The sequence below is a fragment of the Bacteroides cutis genome (genome assembly GCF_900241005.1).
Lineage (GTDB): Bacteria > Bacteroidota > Bacteroidia > Bacteroidales > Bacteroidaceae > Bacteroides > Bacteroides cutis.
In genome coordinates, this window is the sequence record NZ_OEST01000006.1 from 105,954 (window position 1) to 127,035 (window position 21,082).

At 40.6% G+C, this 21,082-nt stretch carries 13 protein-coding genes, 1 tRNA gene and 2 pseudogenes; 9 read left to right on the plus strand and 7 right to left on the minus strand.

All coding sequences use genetic code 11. From position 1 onward, the window contains the following. Positions 1-30: 30 nt before the first annotated feature. The 5 genes from C1A09_RS13305 to pheS all read right to left on the minus strand — a co-directional run bounded on the left by C1A09_RS13305 (position 31) and on the right by pheS (position 5,475). Complete coding sequence (locus C1A09_RS13305) at positions 31-1,056, minus strand: porin (protein WP_101545010.1); 1,026 nt, start codon at positions 1,054-1,056, stop codon at positions 31-33. 72 nt (positions 1,057-1,128) lie between these two features. After that, positions 1,129-2,388, minus strand: coding sequence for a phosphoglycerate kinase (locus C1A09_RS13310; RefSeq protein WP_101545011.1), 1,260 nt, complete (start codon positions 2,386-2,388; stop codon positions 1,129-1,131). Between the two features lie 87 nt (positions 2,389-2,475). Continuing rightward, positions 2,476-3,150: an endonuclease III gene (nth, locus tag C1A09_RS13315; protein WP_101545013.1), complete on the minus strand. Its 675-nt coding sequence runs from the start codon at positions 3,148-3,150 to the stop codon at positions 2,476-2,478. Continuing rightward, the gene (locus C1A09_RS13320; RefSeq protein WP_101545014.1) at positions 3,147-4,343 is read right to left on the minus strand and encodes an MFS transporter; all 1,197 of its coding nucleotides are present in this window, start codon (positions 4,341-4,343) and stop codon (positions 3,147-3,149) included. The genes nth and C1A09_RS13320 overlap by 4 nt, the downstream gene beginning before the upstream one ends. 97 nt (positions 4,344-4,440) lie before the next feature. Next, a complete protein-coding gene (gene pheS / locus C1A09_RS13325; RefSeq protein WP_101545016.1) occupies positions 4,441-5,475 on the minus strand; it encodes a phenylalanine--tRNA ligase subunit alpha in 1,035 nt (344 codons plus the stop codon). A gap of 448 nt (positions 5,476-5,923) precedes the next feature. Between pheS and C1A09_RS13330 the strand changes: the two genes are divergently transcribed. From C1A09_RS13330 to C1A09_RS13365, 7 genes and pseudogenes are all read left to right on the plus strand, one after another. Next, positions 5,924-8,566: a zinc-dependent metalloprotease gene (locus C1A09_RS13330; RefSeq protein WP_101545018.1), complete on the plus strand. Its 2,643-nt coding sequence runs from the start codon at positions 5,924-5,926 to the stop codon at positions 8,564-8,566. Between the two features lie 145 nt (positions 8,567-8,711). After that, complete coding sequence (locus C1A09_RS13335; RefSeq protein ID WP_101545020.1) at positions 8,712-12,005, plus strand: SusC/RagA family TonB-linked outer membrane protein; 3,294 nt, start codon at positions 8,712-8,714, stop codon at positions 12,003-12,005. An 18-nt stretch (positions 12,006-12,023) separates the two neighbouring features. Continuing rightward, positions 12,024-13,361: a RagB/SusD family nutrient uptake outer membrane protein gene (locus tag C1A09_RS13340; protein WP_101545022.1), complete on the plus strand. Its 1,338-nt coding sequence runs from the start codon at positions 12,024-12,026 to the stop codon at positions 13,359-13,361. 757 nt (positions 13,362-14,118) lie between these two features. Next, a pseudogene (locus C1A09_RS13350) lies at positions 14,119-14,753 on the plus strand (mechanosensitive ion channel family protein). A 370-nt stretch (positions 14,754-15,123) separates the two neighbouring features. Next, positions 15,124-18,081 carry an AsmA family protein gene (locus C1A09_RS13355; RefSeq protein WP_101545025.1) on the plus strand — a complete coding sequence of 986 codons (2,958 nt, stop codon included), beginning with the start codon at positions 15,124-15,126 and terminating at the stop codon, positions 18,079-18,081. A gap of 98 nt (positions 18,082-18,179) precedes the next feature. Beyond that, complete coding sequence (locus C1A09_RS13360) at positions 18,180-18,818, plus strand: porin family protein (protein ID WP_101545028.1); 639 nt, start codon at positions 18,180-18,182, stop codon at positions 18,816-18,818. A gap of 141 nt (positions 18,819-18,959) precedes the next feature. Next, positions 18,960-19,475: an outer membrane protein gene (locus C1A09_RS13365; RefSeq protein ID WP_101545030.1), complete on the plus strand. Its 516-nt coding sequence runs from the start codon at positions 18,960-18,962 to the stop codon at positions 19,473-19,475. 96 nt (positions 19,476-19,571) lie between these two features. Here the strand turns inward: C1A09_RS13365 and C1A09_RS16585 are convergent. Together C1A09_RS16585 and C1A09_RS13380 are read right to left on the minus strand one after the other, a co-directional pair. Further along, positions 19,572-19,790 (minus strand): annotated as a pseudogene (locus C1A09_RS16585) (hypothetical protein); the annotation flags it as partial. A 235-nt stretch (positions 19,791-20,025) separates the two neighbouring features. After that, positions 20,026-20,099: transfer RNA gene (locus C1A09_RS13380), tRNA-Ala, on the minus strand. Positions 20,100-20,202: 103 nt separating this feature from the next. On the opposite strand from C1A09_RS13380, the gene C1A09_RS13385 reads away from it, so the two are divergent. Next, positions 20,203-20,505: a DUF4286 family protein gene (locus C1A09_RS13385; RefSeq protein WP_101545035.1), complete on the plus strand. Its 303-nt coding sequence runs from the start codon at positions 20,203-20,205 to the stop codon at positions 20,503-20,505. Continuing rightward, positions 20,502-21,071, plus strand: coding sequence for a crossover junction endodeoxyribonuclease RuvC (ruvC, locus tag C1A09_RS13390; protein WP_101545037.1), 570 nt, complete (start codon positions 20,502-20,504; stop codon positions 21,069-21,071). The genes C1A09_RS13385 and ruvC overlap by 4 nt, the downstream gene beginning before the upstream one ends. The last annotated feature ends 11 nt before the right edge of the window (positions 21,072-21,082 follow it).

Consider the following 21,082-nt stretch of genomic DNA (forward strand, 5'->3'; position numbering starts at 1 on the left):
ATGCCAAAAAGTTCGATACTGTTTTGTTTTTTAAAATCTGACTTGTAACTGTGTCTGTAACAAATTAGAATGTCCTCCCTTGTGGGAGTCGCAGTATGTATATTGTGCTTGTATACGGCACTTGGGGTAGAACCACCACTGTACGCCGGTTATATAATTGTTTTGCTTGTCGGCTATTGACTTGTTTTTGTTGAGGTAGTCGTACGATATCACTATATCAAATTTAGGCAATATGTGTACGGAAGCTGTGGCATAATATCCGTCGCTCTTTACATGTCCATCCTTACCGGCAAGATATTCGGTACGCAGGCTGATGGGCTTTGTTTGGATAGTTGCACCTGCTGACCAACGGTTACGTGTGTAATTTTCACCTACAGTGATATCGGGATTAATGGAAGAAGTTGCTATGGCACATCCTTTTCCTTTAATGAAAGAACCACCTACTGATAACCATTTCATAGGATTAACCATTAAACTACCTACTATATCTTTTTGATTGTTTTTGTCTTTCAGATTAATACCTTGTCCGTTCATTACAGCAAGATTATAACTTATGAGTTTCTTGAAAAGATTACCGTAAATCAATATACCCATATCACGACCACTATTGGAACCATATAGTGGATCGCTACCATTGATACCTGCCAGATAATTGACTGACTGAGAATAACAGTTAATTAATTCTACAAAACAAGGAGACATTGGGTTTTCGATGGTGTACATTGTTTTGAACTGTCCGATACGGGCGGTGAGTTCTGGAAGAAATTTATATTCGGTATAAGCTTCCAATATCTTTCCGGTATTGGCAAAACTATACATAAAGTAGCACGACCATTTATCGGTAATTTTACCCCGTGCCATGAAAATTACTCTCTTTATATCGAAAGTATTGGTGTTCTTTTCGTTGGTATTTTCGTAGGTATACCCTACTTGTGCATATCCAGCAAGACTGATGCGTTCTTTCAAAGTATTGACTATATCATTCAGACAAGCATCTTGTGCTTTTAGCATAAAAGCAAAGAGAAAAAGAAAACAGGATAGTAGAATTCGTTTCATGTGTTGGAATTATGATTAAAAAAGGCAACTCTTTTTTCAAAGAATTGCCCTTTTGCATAATATTAATTCTTCTTATTCGTTGATAGCAGCGATACCTGGAAGAACTTTGCCTTCAATGGCTTCAAGCAACGCACCACCACCGGTAGAAACGTAAGATACGCCATTTGCCAAACCGAATTTGTTGACGCAAGCTACAGAATCACCGCCACCTACGAGTGAGAATGCACCGTTTTTAGTAGCTTCGACAATAGCTTCACCTACTGCACGTGAACCATGAGTGAAGTTTTCAAATTCAAATACGCCAGTAGGACCATTCCAAAGGATAGTTTTGGAATTCTTAATAACATCGGCAAAAATCTTTTCAGTTTCAGGACCGATATCCAGACCTTCCCATCCGTCAGGAATTTGATCTACCGGGCAGAATTTAGTATTAGCATCGTTCGAGAATGAATCTGCGATTTTTGCGTCAACAGCCAAAACAAGGTTTACACCTTTTTCTTTAGCTTTTTTTACGAGGTCGAGAGCCAAATCCTGCTTGTCATCTTCGCAGATAGAAATACCGATTTTACCTCCCATAGCCTTGGTGAAGGTATAAGTCATACCACCAGCAATAATCAAGTTATCAACCTTGTTCAATAAATTCTCGATAATTTCAATTTTAGAAGAAACCTTGGAACCACCCATGATGGCTGTGAATGGACGATGGATGTCATTCAACACCTTGTCAACAGCTTTCACTTCTTTCTCCATCAAGTAACCAAACATCTTGTTGTCTTTATCGAAATATTTGGCAATCAATGCCGTAGAAGCATGTGCGCGGTGAGCGGTACCGAATGCGTCATTTACATAGCAATCAGCGTAAGAAGCCAATTTCTTGGTAAATTCCTTCTGACTTTCCTTTACGGCTTTCTTTGCAGCAGCTTTTTCTTCGTCTGTTGCATCTTCTGTTAAACCACGTGGTTTTCCTTCTTCTTCAGCATAGAAACGAAGATTCTCGAGCAACAGCACTTCACCTGGTTGCAGAGCAGCAGCCTTTACTGCAGCTTCTTCGCACATACAGTCATTAGCAAACTGCACCTCGATACCCAGCAACTCTTCAAGATGTTTCAAGATGTGTTTCAAGGAAAACTTATCAGCGGGACCTTTCGGGCGACCGAGATGAGAGCCAATGATAATACTACCGCCATCAGCCAAAATTTTCTTTAGGGTAGGAAGAGCGGCACGCATACGGGTATCATCTGTAATGTTGAAGTTTTCGTCCAAGGGTACATTAAAGTCCACGCGAACGAATGCCTTTTTTCCGGCAAAGTTAAATTGATCAATTGTCATAATACTCTATATTATTTAAAAGTGTTACTGAATCTTTTTTGTGAGCGCAAAGTTAATGTTTATTTCTTTTTTTCGCTATGAAATAGTCATTTATTCTTCTGTATCACTACTCTCTTTACTTACTTTATATTTCCGGCAATAATATTTGCACAGTAATTGTAAACCACAGTTGTCACATTGAGGTGTACGCGCCTGACAGATATAACGTCCATGTAGGATAAGCCAATGATGCGCGATGGGAATATCTACAGCTGGTATGTGTTTTATTAATTCTTTTTCTACACTGAAAGGAGTGGTACACTTGTCTGAAACCAGTCCCAAACGATGGCTGACGCGGAATACATGTGTGTCTACCGCCATTGCAGCCTTGTTGAAAACGACAGACTGGATGACATTGGCGGTTTTACGTCCCACACCGGGTAACTTGATGAGTTCTTCTAATGTATCGGGTACCTGGCTGTTAAAGTCTTTCACTAATATCTTTGCCATTCCCACTAAATGTTTCGCTTTGTTGTTGGGGTAGGATATGCTACGGATATATTCATAGACTACTTCGGGAGTAGTGGCGGCAAGTGCCTCCGGGGTAGGGAAATCACGATAGAGAGCGGGAGTTATCATATTTACCCGCTTGTCCGTACATTGAGCCGAAAGGATTACTGCGATTAGTAATTCAAACGGATTATCATAATGCAACTCGGTTTCTGCCACAGGACGGTTTTCTTTGAACCAAGCAATTATTTTCTCATAACGTTCTTTCTTTCTCATCGTAATTTGTTTTTATGATAATGGGGGGCTACTTTATAATTGAAATAAAGCATGGAGAGGATGGTGAGGCAAGCTCCGAAAAAATATGCTTTGTCGAAAGTACTGATTTCTGCGATATATCCTCCAGTCAGCATACCGATACCGATACCCACATCCCATGAGGTGAGGTAGGTGGAAGTGGCTGTACCACGCTGATTGTTAGGGGCAAGATTGACAAATAGGGTATTGTAAGCCGGAAACATGATACCGAAACCGATACCTAACAATAAAGCAACAGTGAAAAAGGTGACATTACATATTCTGGTATCCCATTGTATGATATACACGCAAGCCGATAACAGGAAGAAACTGACAACAACGATGTATAGTCCAGTGGAAATGACTTGTGTTATTTTTCCCTTATCCACAATTTTCCCTGAGAAGATACGCGAGATTGCCATACCAACCGCCATAAAGGTAAAGAAGAAACCGGTAGTAGCATTGATGCCGATTTCTTTGGCGTACATAGCTACATAATTAGTCGTCATACCGTATGGGATAGAAAGCAACAATAGGCTGATGCCTGCAGGTATTCCTTTTAGCAGGATAAAACGGTCAAGTGATATTGGTTCCCGCTTTACAGGTGGTTTGTAGGGTGTCTTCACAAGCATGGCACAGAAAAAGCCCAATAGGCATGCCCCCACTGAATAGCAAAAAATGGTGGTATAGCTCATTCCGGCATCGTGCAGAAAAAGCCCTGACATGGGACCTACCGCCATTGCTATATTATTGGATAGACCATAATAACCCAGTCCCTCACCGCGTCGGGAGGAAGGCATGATATCAATGACTATCGTATTACCGCCTACCGTTACCATTCCGAACGATATTCCATGAATAATACGAAACAAGATAAAAAGGGTCAGTGAACCTGCGATGATGTATCCTGCGAACATACTCATAAAAATAAAGTAAGCGAGCAGGTAGAGTGGCTTACGGGCGAAACTGTCCAGTAGATATCCTGAGAACGGGCGGATGCATAAGGCAGCCACAGTATAGCAGGAAAGGATGATGCCAATGGTAGAATTTCCGGCTTCAAACACCTCTGATAGGTAGAAAGGTAATACCGGAATCAATAGCCAGAAACCGAAGTACAACAGAAAGTTTGCTGCCAGTATGAAGCAATAATCGGAAGTGACAAGCCTATCTTTCATGATGCTGGATTTTGATGTAGGGAATAATTAAGAAAAAAGAGGTGTGTTAGAACGAAATGATAAAATCCACTTCATTATGACACACCTTCTCTTTTTATTAATAGGCGGCTTCGAATTCTTTCAAGAAACGCGTATCGTTTTCTGAAAAGAGTCTTAAGTCGTTGACACGATATTTCAGGTTCGTAATACGTTCAATACCCATACCGAGAGCATATCCACTGTATATTTTGCTGTCAATGCCGTTCAACTCCAATACATTCGGATCTACCATTCCACAACCTAGGATTTCTACCCATCCTGTACCTTTACAGAAAGGACATCCTTTCCCACCACAGATATTACAGCTGATGTCCATTTCGGCACTCGGCTCTGTGAAAGGGAAATAAGAAGGGCGGAGGCGTATCTTGGTATCGTTACCAAACATCTCGCGGGCAAAGAGCAACAGTGCTTGCTTTAAATCGGTAAACGATACGTTACGGTCTATGTATAAGGCTTCCACCTGATGAAAAAATGCATGTGCACGATAGCTGATAGCTTCGTTACGGTAAACACGTCCGGGGCACAATACACGGATAGGTGGCTGTGAGGTTTCCATGACACGACTTTGTACACTTGAGGTATGTGTACGCAGAATGATATTGTGTGATACGTTTTCTGCATTATTTTCAATGAAGAAAGTATCCTGCATGTCACGTGCCGGATGATCTTCGGCAAAGTTCATGGAAGAGAATACATGCCAATCATCTTCTATTTCCGGACCGTCAGCGATGCTAAAACCCATACGGGCAAATATGTCGATAATTTCGTTCTTTACGATGGTGAGCGGATGGCGTGTACCCATTTTAATGGGATAAGCCGAACGAGTCAGATCAAGGTCATCACAACTGTTGTCCTGGTTGTCAAACTGCTCTTTCAGAGCAGCTATTTTTTCTTGTGCCTTGTTTTTGAGTTCGTTTAGACGCATGCCTACTTCCTTCTTTTGGTCGGCTGCTACATTACGGAAGTCTGCCATCAAGTCATTAATGGCTCCCTTTTTACTAAGGTATTTAATGCGGAGTGCTTCCAGTTCCTCTACATTAGCGGCTTTCAGTGTTTCTACTTCTTGCAGAAGCTGATTGATTTTAGCTATCATATCTTTCCTTTATTTATTTTCTAAGTGCATAAAACGGTGCAAAGATACAATTTTATCATTGTTCTGTGGTTAGTCGTTTCATATTATTTTCCCAATTTGTATAGAAAATACCATACAGGTGAATTTAAAATGGATTTCAGATCAAGGTGTTATTTAAAAACATAGCGATTTAGTAGTTACTCTGTAAAAATACGATCTATGGAAAGTATGTGTAGAGTTCTAATATCGCTTAACTTCTTAATAATACATAAGTATTCTTTTTGTTCATGGAAAAATCATAAATATACATTGCTTTGTAACTTTTAAAACATACTTTTATTATCTTTGCGCCCCATTATTATTCTATAGGAGGTAGAATAAATGTCTGTTTATGCTTTGTTGATAAAGCGATTAAAAAGAGAATTGCTGACAGACAGGAGTTTATATTATAAAGATAGATATTGTATTGATGAGATTGAAAACATTCCTGCCTATTATGGCTGCTACAGGTGTCCTGATGTGTGGACCCGCTGTATTTTTACGTGCCGGACAAACTGATTTTGCATCTCCCGAGACAACGGGATGGTTCCGGAAGAAAAAGAAAAATGATACAAAAGACAGTATTCCATCTAAAAGTGCTTATGAAAAGTTGACGGGTGACGGGGCTGTTGTTCGCAAGGGTATGTTTAATGTTTACCAAAAGAAAAATGATTATTATTTCGAAGTGCCTGCAAATTTGTTAGGGCGCGATATGTTGGTGGTAAACAAGTTGCAACGTGTGCCTTCCGAACTGAATGAAGCGGGTGTCAATCGTGGCACGAATTATGAAAACCAGATGGTACGTTTCGAATTGGATAAGGCCGCCAATAAATTATTGGTACGCCAAAGCCGTCCTTTGCCTTTGGCTCCTGATGAAGATGCTATACGTCAATCGGTACTAGACAATTATATTTCTCCGTTGATAGCAGGTTTCAAAATAGAAGCGTTCAATAGTGATTCTACCAAAATGGTAGTGAAGGTGAATGATATCTATGATGGTACGGAAACCAGTATCAACAATGTATTTACCAATATAAACTTGGGCACTTCTGCCATAAAGAACCTGTCGCGTATACTTTCTATTAAGTCTTTTGAAAATAATGTGGTGGCAACGTCCGAACTGACTACAAAGGTGACTGAGGGAACCACAACAGTGTTTGTCACGGTCGAGGTGAGTTCTTCCTTGTTATTACTCCCCGAAAAACCGATGATGGGGCGTCTGGACAGTCCGCGCGTAGGTTATTTTACCAACCCGCTGTTGAACTATAGCGACGGACAGCAACGTGTGGATAAGAAACCGTTTATTACCCGTTGGCGTATGGAGCCGAAGCCGGAAGACAGTGAACGCTATCTTCGTGGTGAATTGGTGGAACCCGCCAAACCGATTGTATTCTATATAGAAAATTCCACTCCCCGTCGTTGGCGGAAATACATTAAGCAAGGTATTGAGGATTGGCAGGTTGCTTTTGAGCGTGCCGGATTTAAGAATGCCATTATAGCCAAAGAACTGACGGACAGCATGAACGTGGATAAAGATGACGTAAATTATTCCGTCTTGACATACGCCGCTTCTACCAAAGCCAATGCAATGGGGCCGTCTATTCTAGATCCGCGTTCGGGAGAAATATTGGAGGCGGATATTATGTGGTGGCACAATGTCCTGAGTATGCTTCAGGAGTGGATTACGGTACAAACGGGAACTGTACGCTCCGGAGCTCAAGGGGTGAAATTATCGGACGAACTGATGGGGGATGCCATGCGTTTTGTGGCCTGCCATGAGGTGGGGCATTCGCTGGGATTGCGCCATAACATGATAGCCTCTTGGGCTTTCCCGACAGATTCGTTACGTTCCAAAACATTTACGGATCGTATGAACAGTACCTCATCTTCTATAATGGACTACGCTCGTTTTAATTATGTGGCACAACCGGAGGATGGCATTACGGCACTTTCCCCACATATCGGACCCTACGATATGTTTGCCATAGAATATGGTTATCGTTGGTATGGAAAAGAGACTCCGGAAGCGGAAAAGGAATTGCTTGCCGATTTTTTGGGGCGCCATACGGATCGTCTGTACAAATACAGCGAAGCGCAGGATGTTCGTGATGCGGTTGACCCTCGTGCGCAGATTGAAGATTTGGGGGATGATGCCATTCTCTCGTCTCTGTTGGGTATCGAAAATTTAAAACGTATTGTGCCTCAGATTATTCAATGGACTACTACCGGAGAAAAAGGACAGACCTACGAGGAAGCATCTCGCTTGTATTATGCGGTAATCAATCAGTGGAACAATTACCTCTATCATGTGCTTGCCAATATCGGTGGTATCTATTTGGAGAATACCACGGTGGGCGATGGACAGAAAACCTATACTTTTGTGGAGAGAGAAAGGCAGCAGGCGGCTTTAAAGTTCTTGCTGGATCAGGTGCTGACGTATCCGAAGTGGTTGTTTGATACAGAAGTGGGGGAGTACACTTATTTATTGCGTAATACTCCGCTGGGAGTGGTAGAGAATGCCCCTACTCAGGTATTGAAGAATGCACAGTCATATATCCTTTGGGATTTGTTAGCTAATAATCGTCTGATACGTATGTTAGAAAACGAATCGGTCAATGGCAAGAAAGCTTTTACGGTAGTGGAGTTAATGGATGGTTTGCATCGTGGTATCTTTGCCACCACGGAGCGAGGAACAGTGCCGGATGTTATGACACGTGCCTTGCAAAAGAATTTTGTGGATGCTCTGATTACGGCCGCTTCCGAGAGCGAAGGGGTAAAAATAAACAAGAAGTTGATGGAGGGGCATTTCTTGTTGGATAATCGTCTCCCTCTTTGTAGTTGCGATGAACATGCGCGCCGCGCATTGAATTCCGACCGCATGGGTGCTCCCCGTGAACTTAACTTTTACGGTTCGCAGATAAACCGGGTATCGGATGCGATATCTGTGAAACGTGGTGAGTTGCTGCGTATCAAGGATTTGCTGCAAAGCCGCTTGGGAATATCGGATATAGCGACGAAATATCATTATAAGGACTTAGTTTTGCGCATAAATACGGCGCTGGGAATTAAATGATAATTTAGGGGCGTAGCATAAAATCCGTATCATCCGCGCCTAAAAACACTGTCATCCGAGAGGAGACCTTGTCAGAGCGTTACGCCCCTAAATTTCCATTTATATAATCAATTTCAATAGAGTATTAATTTTTTTATTGTAACACATGGAAAAACGTTTATTAATCGTTTTACTATGCCTTGTGGGAGTTTTGTCTTCTGTTTTTGCTACAGACAGGCAGGTACAAGGTGTGGTAATATCTTCAGAAGATAACCTTCCACTCATTGGTGCTTCTGTCTATATAGTGGCAGAAGACTTGAAGAAAACAGGAAGTGCTCAGGCTGCAATTGGGGTTATTACCGACATAGATGGTAAATTTTCTATTTCAGTTCCTTCCGGAATTACCCGTTTGTTTTGCAGTTATTTGGGCTATGATGTTCAGGAAGTGAAACTTGTTCCAAATAAAGATCGGTACGAAATCACCCTCCATGTCTCTGCTCATATGCTGGATGCAGTAGTGGTGACGGGTTATCAAACCGTGGAACGTCGTAAATTGACAGCGGCTGTTTCAAAACTTGATATCTCGGATGAGACTATCGGTGCGGTGAAAAGTATCGATCAGGCACTTGCCGGACAAGTTGCCGGACTTGCTGTTACTCCGACTTCCGGTGCTCCGGGTGCTCCGGCAAAGATACGCATTCGTGGTACTGCCTCTTTGCATGGAACACAAGATCCTCTATGGGTATTGGATGGTATTCCCCTTGAAGGAACGGATATTCCCCAACAAGAGGAATTAAGCGATATAACTAATATGCGGCAATCTTCTATCGCTGGATTAAATCCCGCCGATATTGAGAATATAACCATCTTGAAAGATGCCGCTGCTACCGCTATTTACGGTGCACGTGCTGCCAATGGCGTTATTGTGATTACTACGAAAAAGGGTAAGGTAGGTAAACCGGTCGTTAATTTCTCTTCCAGATTTACCTATACACCTACATTGAGTTTGGATAGGCTGAATTTAATGAATGCATCGGAAAAAGTGGGATTGGAATTGGATATGATTCGCAATAACTACTCACCCGAGAACAAAAAGGGAGGTGTATATAATATCCTTTCTAAATACAATGAAGTGTCTGCTTTCCAATCTGGCGGATGGGATGCGTTGAGTGTAGATGCACAGGCGGATATCAATCGTTTGAAGGGTATTAATACGAACTGGAGTGATATTCTTTTCCGGGATGCTTTTAACCAGGAATACAATTTGAGCCTTTCCGGAGGTACAGAAAAAGTGACGTACTATACTTCTTTGGGATATTATAAAGAAAATGGAAATATGGAAGGTGTCAGTATGGATCGTTTCAATGTTGTGGGTAAAACATCCTATAAGGTGAACCGTATGCTGAAACTGGGAGTTTCTCTGTTTGCCAACCGTCGAAAGAATACCGATTATCCAACAGATAAGTTTGGTATGTCTAATCCGGTTTACTACTCACGTAAGGCCAACCCTTATTTCGAACTTTACGATAAGGATGGAAATTATAACTATGACTATGATATCCAGAATAATACGGATACCGATTTGAAATTCAATATATTTGAAGAGCGGCGAAATACATCTCTTGAGAGCGTTGTGAACTCTTTCTCTTCCATATTCGATGCTGAGTTGCGTTTTAATGATAAGCTGAAGATAACATCCCAGTTCGGTTATCAGCTGGACAAGGCTTCCAAAGAGGAAATTGCAGACTGGGACAGTTACGCTATGCGTTCTCTTTATAAAAAGAGTAATTATGATCAAAACGGTGAAACAAAGTATTTCCTGCCTCAGGGTGGAGTACAGAAAAAGTACGAGAACAGCAACTCCCAGATTACCTGGAAAACTATGGGAGAGTATCGTGACAGCTTTAATGATATTCATGAGCTGGAAGTGATGGTGGGTACCGAGTTGCGTAAAACCTGGTATGAAACTTTGTTCTCTGCTGGATATGGTTTCGACCGTAGAACGCTGACTACGAAACCGGTGGTATTTCCTGATGAGAGTTATGCCAGTTCTTTTCCGCTCCATGAGACTACTTATAAGGAAAATGCCTACGTATCATTCTACTCTACGGCATCTTATTCATTGCTGAATCGTTATACTGTTGGTGGAAGTATCCGTTTCGATGGTTCCGATCTCTTCGGGGTAGATAAAAAATATCGCTATCTGCCTTTATATTCGGTCAGCGCTTTGTGGCGCCTGTCTCAAGAACCGTTCATGCAAGAAGCAAAGTGGATTGATAACCTGGTGTTCCGTGCTTCATACGGTTTACAGGGAAATATCGACAAGAACACTTCGCCTTTTTTATTGGGTAAATATAGGGTAGAAAGTATCTTGCCCGGTATCTCGGAAGATATGATTGATATCAATTCTGCTCCTAATAAAAAATTGCGTTGGGAAAAGACTCAGTCCGTGAATGTCGGTTTTGACTTCTCAGTATTAAATCAGGCCATCAACCTGGGGGTAGATTATTACTATCGCAGAGGTACCGATTTGATTGCTTTACGTATGCTTCCCCTTGAAACCGGTTTTACTTCCATGAACGTGAACTGGGCGAGTATGGAAAACAAGGGTGTGGAGGTGAGCTTGTCTACAAGGAATATAACCACCAAGAATTTTTCGTGGTATACTATCTTCAATTTTGCTTATAACGGTAATAGAGTATTGCACGAAAATATCCCTGAACAACAAACCACTCCGGGACGTGAAGGATACCCTGTGGGTGCTATCTTTGCGCTGAAAACGGCCGGGGTAGACAAAGAGACTGGAAATATGATGTTCTATAATCCGAAAGGCGAAAAGGTTACGTTGAAAGAACTTTATCGTCTGGTAGACGAGTGGGGAATAGGAATTGCTTCATCGGATGTCACTCCTGCTGAAGAGCGGACTTTCTATTCCTATATCGGTAGCTCGGATGCACCTTATACGGGCGGGTTCATCAATACCTTTACCTATAAGAACTGGGAACTGAGTGCTAACTTCTCTCTCACTATGGGCGGATATGTACGTACTCAACCTACGTATGACATTATCCAACCGGACTATGGTAAGAACTACAACCGGGATGTGCTGAGTCGTTGGACTCCCCAAAACCGGGATGCTGCATTTCCAGCATTTATGACGAGTGCTTCCAATCCTGAAGAATACTACTGGTATGATGCCAAGCCCATCTGGAGAGATTTGGATATCTGGGTGAAGAAACTCAATTATGTACGTTTGCAAAATCTTCGTTTGGGTTATCGTGTTCCTGAAAGTCTGACGAAACGCTTGGGTATGAATTCTGCTACGGTATCGGTTGAGGGACGTAACCTGTTTGTATTCGGGTCGGGGTATAATAATTATATGGATCCGGAATCCATGTACAATCCTTTTGCCACTCCGGTACCTAAGTCTGTTACTTTTAGTTTGAATTTGAATTTTTAATTCTAAAACCGAAGGACAATGAAGAAAATAATAAATCTGATGATAATAGGCTGTATGCTTCTGTTTACAGCTTGCGACAACTATCTGGACATACAGCCTACCGGTAGTGTCATTCCCAATTCGTTGGCTGAATACAGGGCTTTACTCACCCGTTCTTATAAAGATGTGAGTACACTGAGTGATCGAGGTATTGCGAGTTTCCGTTCGGATGAAATGCAAGTAAGCAGCGATAGTTATGACCTGAATACATACATGGATATAGAACGTTGGAATGATCTCTCTCCTAATGCTTATACGGCACAGTTTGAGTGGGTGAGATATTATAACGTACTTTTTATAGCCAACCACATCATAGAGAACAGGAAGGAAATAAAAGAAGGCGGTGAACTTGAAGTAAACCAGCTGGTGGGTGAAGCTTTCATGTTGCGTGCCTACATGCATTTTCTTTTGGTGAACCTTTATGGACAACCTTATACCAAGCCGGGAGCATTGGAAACAAAATCCATACCGTTGAAACTGGATACAGATTTAGAAAAGGTACTTAGTCGGAATACAGTGAAGGAGGTTTATTCTTCCATTCAGTCGGATATCGACGAAGCCCGTAAACTGATTTCGGAACCGGAGTGGGAGTTGGCTTATTCCTATCGCTTCAATACATTGTCGGTAGAGGCGTTCCAGTCGCGTGTCTCTCTTTATAAAGGTGAGTGGCAGGCTGCGTGGGATGCCGCTGAAACTGTACTTGCCGGAAAATCTGATTTGGAAGAGTTGAATGATGCTACCGCCAACTTACCCAATTATTATAAGTCGGTAGAGAATATCACCGCATTGGAAATGCCTTTGAGTAATTCTGTAAGTAAGGCATCTTTGGCCGCACCTTCTTTGCTTAATCTCTATTCAGAAGGAGATCTTCGTTTGGACAAATACTTCGCTAAGGCGGATGCGAATGGTTACCGGAAGAATCAGAAAGGTGGAAGTAATAACTTTTTATGTACTTTCCGTACTGGCGAGATATATCTGACGGCTGCCGAGGCTGCCGCTCAGTCAGACAAACTACCCGAGGCACGTAAACGCTTATTGGAACTGATGCGGAAACGTTATTCACCGGAAACCTATCTGGCCAAGGAGGTTATAGTCAATAAAATGGACAAGGGTGCTTTGATAGGTGAAATTCTGAATGAGCGTGCTCGTGAATTGGCATTTGAGGGACACCGCTGGTTCGACCTGCGGCGTACTACCCGTCCTCGGATGGAGAAAACCTTTGAAGGTAAAACTTATGTTCTCGAAGAAAACGACCCGCGGTATACGATTTCCATTCCTAAGGATGCTATCGAAGCCAATCCGGGGTTATTAAACTGACTTATGTGGATTCGGTATAAGAAATGATTCATGGCTGTACGGCTTTGGGTTGAACGAATGTTAGGTATTTTTACCACAGAGGGTACAGGGTCTTATAGGGGTAGGTTTTATGATTTCCTGTTGATATTTTGGGACAATAGATATTTAGTAGGGATCGGTTTGATATATCAATCTGTCCAATTGATGCCCAAATGATATTCAACAGGTACTTTCTGTCTTCGAATAGCCTGTTATGTTGACACGTCCGCTTCCCGAAAAGTCCGAAAAAGTACAATTAAGGTATAAATATACTGTGATTATACCGAATATCCACTGGTTTCACGTTTCTCGAATACAGAATATTAACTTCCCATGCGAGGGATATTAACTTCTCACGTGAGGAATATTAACTTCCTTCGTGAGAGATGTTAACTTCCCTCACTGGAAAGATGAATATTTGCCCTGAAAAATACTCTTTTTCTCCTGTGAAAAGAGTATTTTTACATGGACAGCCGGTATTTTCTGTCTATTTAGGTTGTATGTATTTATGTACTTCGCTATTTATGAGTAAGATACGAATTTTTGTTTGCATATTCTCGTTTGCGTCTACCAATGGGTGGAAATACGCGATTCTCAGGATGCGGAAAGTGCAAAGTGTCAAAAACGAACATAGGCAATTTCGTGGAGCAGATATACCTGCTATTAGGAATATAATATTGCCGTGGATAACTATGGAGCTATTAACCGAAATAGGAATTGTAAAAATAGAGGGCTGTAAATGAATTTATTTTTATTGAACACATCAGTTGCCGGAGGAAGACTCGAAAAGTCATTGGAAAAGTTAGTAGATTTTGGCATGGATGCCGGTAAGGACATATTAATCGCTATTTTAATTTATGTAACCGGACGTTTTATTATTAGAAGGATAAGCGCATTAGTCTCCAAAATATTTGAAAAGCGGAAGATTGAAACCAGTGTACAGACATTCTTAAAGAGTCTGATAAAGATTTTGCTGGATATGATTCTCGCTTTTGCTATAATCGGTAAGCTCGGAGTAGAGACCACTAGTTTCGCGGCATTGCTCGCATCTGCCGGTGTAGCTGTAGGTATGGCACTTTCTGGTAACCTTTCCAATTTAGCCGGCGGACTGATTATACTTGTCTTCAAACCGTGTTTAAGGTGGGTGACTATATAGACGGACCGAGAGTAAGCGGTACAATAAAGGAAATACAGATATTTCACACCATGACTTTCCACGCTTGACAACCGTATGATTTATGTACCTAACGGGAGTCTCAGTGGCAATGCTGGAGTGTTTTGTATGACATCAATGAAATTGTCTATACTACATTCAATGAAGAAGGCATAGGATGCCCGTTCCCACAACTTACCCTACATCAGGCAAAAGATTGATCTTATCATCTATATAGGTTTTTCATCCTTTATTCCAAATATTTTATCAATCACACTGGCTCACTATTTTTATACGTATTATTCTTTCATAAAAATAGTGGTACTAATTTCCCATCTATCAAATTTATCGTATGCGGAACAGAGGTTTTTCCAATTAGAGTTTTATTCCGTATTAAAGACTTTATATTTCTAACGAGTTGGAATGGGATAAAATATTAAGATTCAATCTGCATTTATTCACTCTGAAAAGTATGTAATACTATTCATTAATTCTCCAAAAAAGTTCATAAACTCCTTTTGTTTGTTTTTAGATATTATCGGTTACTAATTTATTATATAGATTTGCAAGTGTCTTTTTATCGAGATATGTATGGAAAATCAAGCCAGGAAAATTTTAAAAATATCCGGTATTATATCAGGAGGATTGATTATTGCCATTTTTATAATAATCACGATTGCCTTGAATTTTGTGTTTACTCCTGAGAAGTTAACTCCGGTGGTATTGGAAACTGCCAATCAAAATTTAAATGCAAAACTGGATATAGAAGGTGTAGAACTTACTTTCTTCTCTACCTTTCCCCGGTTCGGATTGCAACTGACAAACGGAACATTGATTTCAAAAGCCATTCGTGATACCATGTGGCAGAGAACTGACACATTGTTGTCTTTTAAAGAAGCCATATTGGTAATAGATGTAATGGATTATCTGCAACGGAAAAAGGTAAACATCCATCATCTTGCCCTGGACAGTGCCAAGATTTATGCATATAAGGACGAGACTGGAACTGCCAACTGGAACATCCTTTCCAAAAATACGAAAAATACAGTTTCATCGTCAACGGATACGGTCAGGTATGTGAATGAACTTAATATCGGGCAGGCCGCCATAAAACATGCCACAGTAACTGTGGATGACCGGAACACACATATCTTTGCTAATATATGGGGGATGGACTTGAACCTGAAAGCAAACATGAAAAAAGGGGATTCTATATTGACCTTGGACTTCAAAAACAAGAATATCCTTTTCTGGCAGAATGGGCAGTTGATAGCTAACCATATCAGTACCCATTTGAGAACAGACATTGAATTGGACACCGCTCATCGTACCCTTTTTCTGCGTGATGCCCTGATTAATGTAAATGGTATAGAATTAGGGGTAAAGGGAACGATACGGCATGATGCAATAGTACAAGCTCTTGATTTAGACTTGCAATACGGGTTGCACACTCCTTCATTGGAAACAGTATTACACATGATTCCGGAAAGTATTTTGAAAAGAACAAAGGTATCTGCCAAAGGAGAAGTTACTTTCAAAGGAAAATTAAAAGGAACCTATGGAAAACAAAAATTGCCATTGGCCACATTGGATATCAAAATTAAAGATACTTCTGCCCAGTATGCCGGGATGCCTTATGGCATAGACAAGTTAGACGTTGATTTTTTTAGTCAAATAGATCTGATGCGTAATAAACCTTCCTATCTGAATTTAAAGATATTCCATTTTGAAGGGGCAAATACCAGTATATTGGCTGATATGAAAGTAGATAATCTGTTGACAAATCCCGATATTACCTTACATACTAAATCGACTATAGACCTGAATGCACTGAAGCAGGCTTTTCCGTTACAGGAAAGTATCAGCATGGAAGGGAAAATGAAAGCCGATTTGGGGGTGCGCTGCCGTATGTCTTCCATAAAGAACCAGGATTGGGGATGTATTAAGGCCGAAGGGCAACTTGAGACGGACAAACTTGTAATACGTGATACTCAGAAGAATTTTGAGTTCATAAGTGACGCATCATTGAATTTTATCGGCAATGAATGGTTAGGGGTACGCGCCATAATTAAGGACATGACTTTTCGCTCTCCCCAATTGAGCTCTGACATGAAAAGTCTTGTTGCTACCGTCAAGACCACTCCTTCCAAAGACACGACCCGGATGGCCCAGGTGGAATGTAAAATGGAAATGCACAAACTGAAAGTGAGCTTAGGAGACTCCCTTTATTTATTTTGCGGAAAGTCTTCCGCTACTCTGAATTTAAAACCGGGAGAATATAATCCTGGCAAGCCCCGAATAGGACTTACCATGGAGACAGACACTTTGTATTGCCGCATGGGAGAGAGCAAAGTAGGAATGAATAAAGCGGGAATAGGAATTACTGCAGAAAAAATACGTGATTCATTGTGGATGCCTAAGGGCATTATAGGTTTTGATCACATGGTTGCCCGCATGCCGGAATGTGCACTTCCTATACATATACAAAAAAACTCCGTAACAGTGGGCAACCATACAATAACCTTACGTAATGCTACCATACGTATAGGCAGATCCGACATTACGGCAAATGGGGCAATCTATGATTTGTATGGAGTTATGAAGTACCACAAAGTGTTACGTGCCAAACTGGACGTTTCTTCCAATAACTTAGACTGCAACCAATTGATACGCTCAATATCCTTCCCCTCGGATACACTTACAGCAAGTACTGATACTGCTGCCACAAACCTTAAACTATTTGTGATACCTCAGAAATTAGACTTTGAACTACAAACAAATTTCCGGCGGGTACTTTATGAAAAAGTGATATTCAATGATGTCTGTGGAGCTGTAGACATACGTAACCAATCTGTACACTTGAAAGAACTTAGTATGAAAGGGCTGGGATCGAAAATGAACACTACGCTTGTTTATCAGGCAAAACGTCCGGAACAAGGATTTGCTGGTTTTGATTTCCGTCTGCATAATATCAACATTGGAAAGTTGGTTGACCTTGCACCCTCTTTGGATACAATCGTACCCATGTTACGTTCATTTGAGGGAACTGTGGATTTCAATGTGGCGGCAGCTGCGGTATTGGATTCCAACCTCAACATCAAGATACCGACCTTGCGCTCGGCCATTCATGTAAAAGGAGATAGCCTTGTACTGATGGACGGTGAGACTTTCGCGGAAATCTCAAAGAAGTTCTTTTTTAAGAATAAAAAGAAGAATTTGATTGACAGTATTTCAGTAAATATCAGTATTAAAGACGGTAGTGTGACTATCTATCCTTTTGAAATTTCAATGGATCGTTACCGGGCAGCGGTAGGAGGTACACAAGGTTTGGACATGAACTTTAACTACCATATTTCCATATTGAGATCACCTGTACCATTCAAACTAGGCTTGAACATATCGGGGACTTTAGATGATATGAAATTCAAATTTGGGAAAGCCAGATATAAAGATGCAATTACACCAGCAGAAACACATAAGGTGGACAGCACAATAGTAAATATGGGACAACAGATCGCAAATGACTTCAAAAATATAATGAAAAGATAAACGAAACAACAAGAAAAGCAATATATTGAATGTTTCATAAACAAAAACATCATGATAATAAATTCATTATTTACAAACATTTTTTTATTACAACCATTATGAAAAAAAGTATCTTAACAATTATTTTTGCGTTCATCTGTATCTTGGGGTATGCGCAAGTGTCTTTTAATGTAAAGGCAGGTCTTAACCTTAGCAGTTACATCGGTGAAAATTCAGATAACTCCAAATTCAAACCGGGAGTTCGTCTTGGCGTGGGAATGGAATATCAATTCAATGAAATGGTGGCTCTGCAACCTTCATTATTTTTCTCACAGAAAGGAGCCAAGTATTCAGATGATTATAAAGGAAATATTGCAGATGCCGATGCAGACGTAAAAATTAACCAACTGTATCTTGAGCTTCCAATCAATGTACAATTCAGATTCAACATTGCAGACAATACTAATCTTGTTATTGCAACCGGTCCCTATTTGGCCTGTGGCGTAGGCGGAAAAGCAAAATTTGACGGAAATGCTTCCGTTGGCGGTGTTGAAGTAAACGGTTCTGAAAAGATAGATACTTTCGGAGATGACGGATTGGATTATAATAGATTCGATGCCGGCTGGAACATCGGCCTCGGCGTAGAATTCGGACAGATTCTTGTAGGGCTTGATACACAGCTTGGCTTTTGCAAGATCATGGATGGAGATGCTCCGCACAATGCGAACATTGGCATCACTTTGGGATATAAATTTTAAGTTGTTCTTTTTTTGAAGACCTCTTAATTGAGTAGTTGGTAAGACTAAAGCTTTCTTGCTATTCTTATATTTCTATCTTAGAATTAAGTATTTTATTGTGGATAATCCATAATTTATTTGTTACAAAATAGACAATCTGGTATGAAAAAAATATTCATTTTATTAATAACTCTTTTTTCGTTGTCAGTCGGTGTTTATGCGCAGAAAGGGAAACAGGCTATAGGTTTCGGTCTCGGTTATGGAACAGAGATTGAAAGTCTTGGATTAGGAATTAAGTATCAGTATAACATAACCAATCCTATACGTATTGAACCCTCTCTCAACTATTTTTTTGAAAATGACAATGTAAGCATGTTGGATGTGAACGTTAATTTCCATTATCTGTTTCCGGTAGCCGGTAATGTCAAGCTTTATCCGCTGTTCGGATTGACTTTATCCAATTGGATGTTTGATATGTATGATGTTGATTGGGATGGAGACCACGTTCATGTCGATGACAATGGGAACCATAACGAATGTCGGTTTGGTGTAAACTTGGGAGTTGGGGCTGAATTTGCATTGAGCCATAGTTGGGCCATGAATCTTGAATTCAAGTATCAATTGGTTAGTGATTTTGACCAGGGTGTCATTAATATTGGAGCCGCATATAGATTTTAAAGAAAATCTCAGAATAGAAATCATATGAATGTAAGAGGGGATAAACGTAATTTAATGCTTGTCCCCTCTTTTATGTTTCAATCTTTGGATTTCAAGTTAATCATCGTCATCATCGTCGTCATCGTATCGATAGTGCTTCTTGTGGTGCTTCTTCGTTTTTTTATATTTATGTTTCTTATGGTGAAATTTGTCATGACGCTCACAGTATGAATTATAATATTCATACCAGCAGTCACTATGGTGATGAACCCTGTCATAGAAAGGAGTATAATACACACTTCCCGGATTTATGCCGATCTCCCTAAGGATACGGTTCGTTTTTGATTCTTACTATGAAGTAAACCATTGTTGGTTTTGCCCCTTTAGGTTTTACTAGGTTATAGTAGGGGGATCTCTTGGGCAAAACATTGTTTGATTTCATTGTTTGAAACCATTGTTTCAGTTTTTTTAATAGAAGCATTGTTTGATGTTTCAGAATGTGCCATAATAGGGTGTTACTTGGCATATAGGCATAAAAAAAGGCATACAGCTATACTGTATGCCTTATTTGTGGAGCGTATGAGACTCGAACTCATCACCTCGACACTGCCAGTGTCGCGCTCTAGCCAGATGAGCTAACGCCCCGTTGCTAACGTTTGCAGAAGAGCCCGCATTTTTGATGGCGCAAATATAATGCATTATTCTGAAATAATTGCTATGTTTGCGAAACAAAATGAAAAAATGAGTTATGCTGATATATAATACTACTTATCATGTGGAGGAAGGACAGGAAAAAAACTTTCTGATTTGGATGCAGGAATATTATCTTCCGGAAGTGGAAAAAAACGGAACTTTATTTGCTCCGCGTATTCTTCGTGTATTGAGCCATAGGGATGACGGAGAGAGTTATTCTGTTCAGTTTGAAGTAGAAAATTCTGCCAAGTTACATCGTTGGCACCAAGAACAAGGAGTGAAACTGAATGAAGAATTGCTGAAAACTTTTCAAGATAAAGTAGTGGGATTTCCTACATTGATGGAGGTGATAGTGTGATACAACCGGTCAAGGAAAAGATTATTTTAGGTATTGATCCCGGTACTACCATTATGGGGTACGGAATATTACGTGTAGTGGGGGTAAAACCTGAAATGATTGCCATGGGCATCATCGACCTCCGTAAGTTTGATGACCATTATCTGAAACTTCGCCATATTCATGAGCGTGTATTGGGTATCATCGAAAGTTATTTGCCGGACGAACTTGCCATTGAAGCTCCATTTTTTGGAAAAAACGTACAATCCATGTTGAAGTTAGGACGTGCGCAAGGTGTGGCTATGGCTGCCGCTTTGAGCCGGGATATTCCTATTACGGAATATGCGCCATTGAAAATAAAGATGGCGATAACTGGAAACGGCCAGGCATCCAAAGAGCAAGTGGCGGATATGCTGCAACGTATTTTGCATTTTTCTAAAGAGGAAATGCCTGTTTTTATGGATGCTACTGATGGACTTGCTGCCGCCTATTGTCACTTTTTGCAGATGGGACGGCCAACGATAGAAAAAGGATATCACGGATGGAAAGATTTTATAGCCAAAAATCCTGATAAAGTAAAGAAATAATCGTTTGATTA

Excerpts from the sequence above, each read along its gene's own strand:
- C1A09_RS13330 (WP_101545018.1), top strand. The coding sequence starts at position 5,924 with ATGAGATTGAAAACATTCCTGCCTATTATGGCTGCTACAGGTGTCCTG.
- C1A09_RS13360 (WP_101545028.1), top strand. The coding sequence starts at position 18,180 with ATGAAAAAAAGTATCTTAACAATTATTTTTGCGTTCATCTGTATCTTG.
- C1A09_RS13365 (WP_101545030.1), top strand. The coding sequence starts at position 18,960 with ATGAAAAAAATATTCATTTTATTAATAACTCTTTTTTCGTTGTCAGTC.
- C1A09_RS13335 (WP_101545020.1), top strand. The coding sequence starts at position 8,712 with ATGGAAAAACGTTTATTAATCGTTTTACTATGCCTTGTGGGAGTTTTG.
- pheS (WP_101545016.1), bottom strand. The coding sequence starts at position 5,475 with ATGATAGCTAAAATCAATCAGCTTCTGCAAGAAGTAGAAACACTGAAA.
- C1A09_RS13320 (WP_101545014.1), bottom strand. The coding sequence starts at position 4,343 with ATGAAAGATAGGCTTGTCACTTCCGATTATTGCTTCATACTGGCAGCA.
- C1A09_RS13355 (WP_101545025.1), top strand. The coding sequence starts at position 15,124 with ATGGAAAATCAAGCCAGGAAAATTTTAAAAATATCCGGTATTATATCA.
- nth (WP_101545013.1), bottom strand. The coding sequence starts at position 3,150 with ATGAGAAAGAAAGAACGTTATGAGAAAATAATTGCTTGGTTCAAAGAA.
- C1A09_RS13385 (WP_101545035.1), top strand. The coding sequence starts at position 20,203 with ATGCTGATATATAATACTACTTATCATGTGGAGGAAGGACAGGAAAAA.
- C1A09_RS13340 (WP_101545022.1), top strand. The coding sequence starts at position 12,024 with ATGAAGAAAATAATAAATCTGATGATAATAGGCTGTATGCTTCTGTTT.
- C1A09_RS13305 (WP_101545010.1), bottom strand. The coding sequence starts at position 1,056 with ATGAAACGAATTCTACTATCCTGTTTTCTTTTTCTCTTTGCTTTTATG.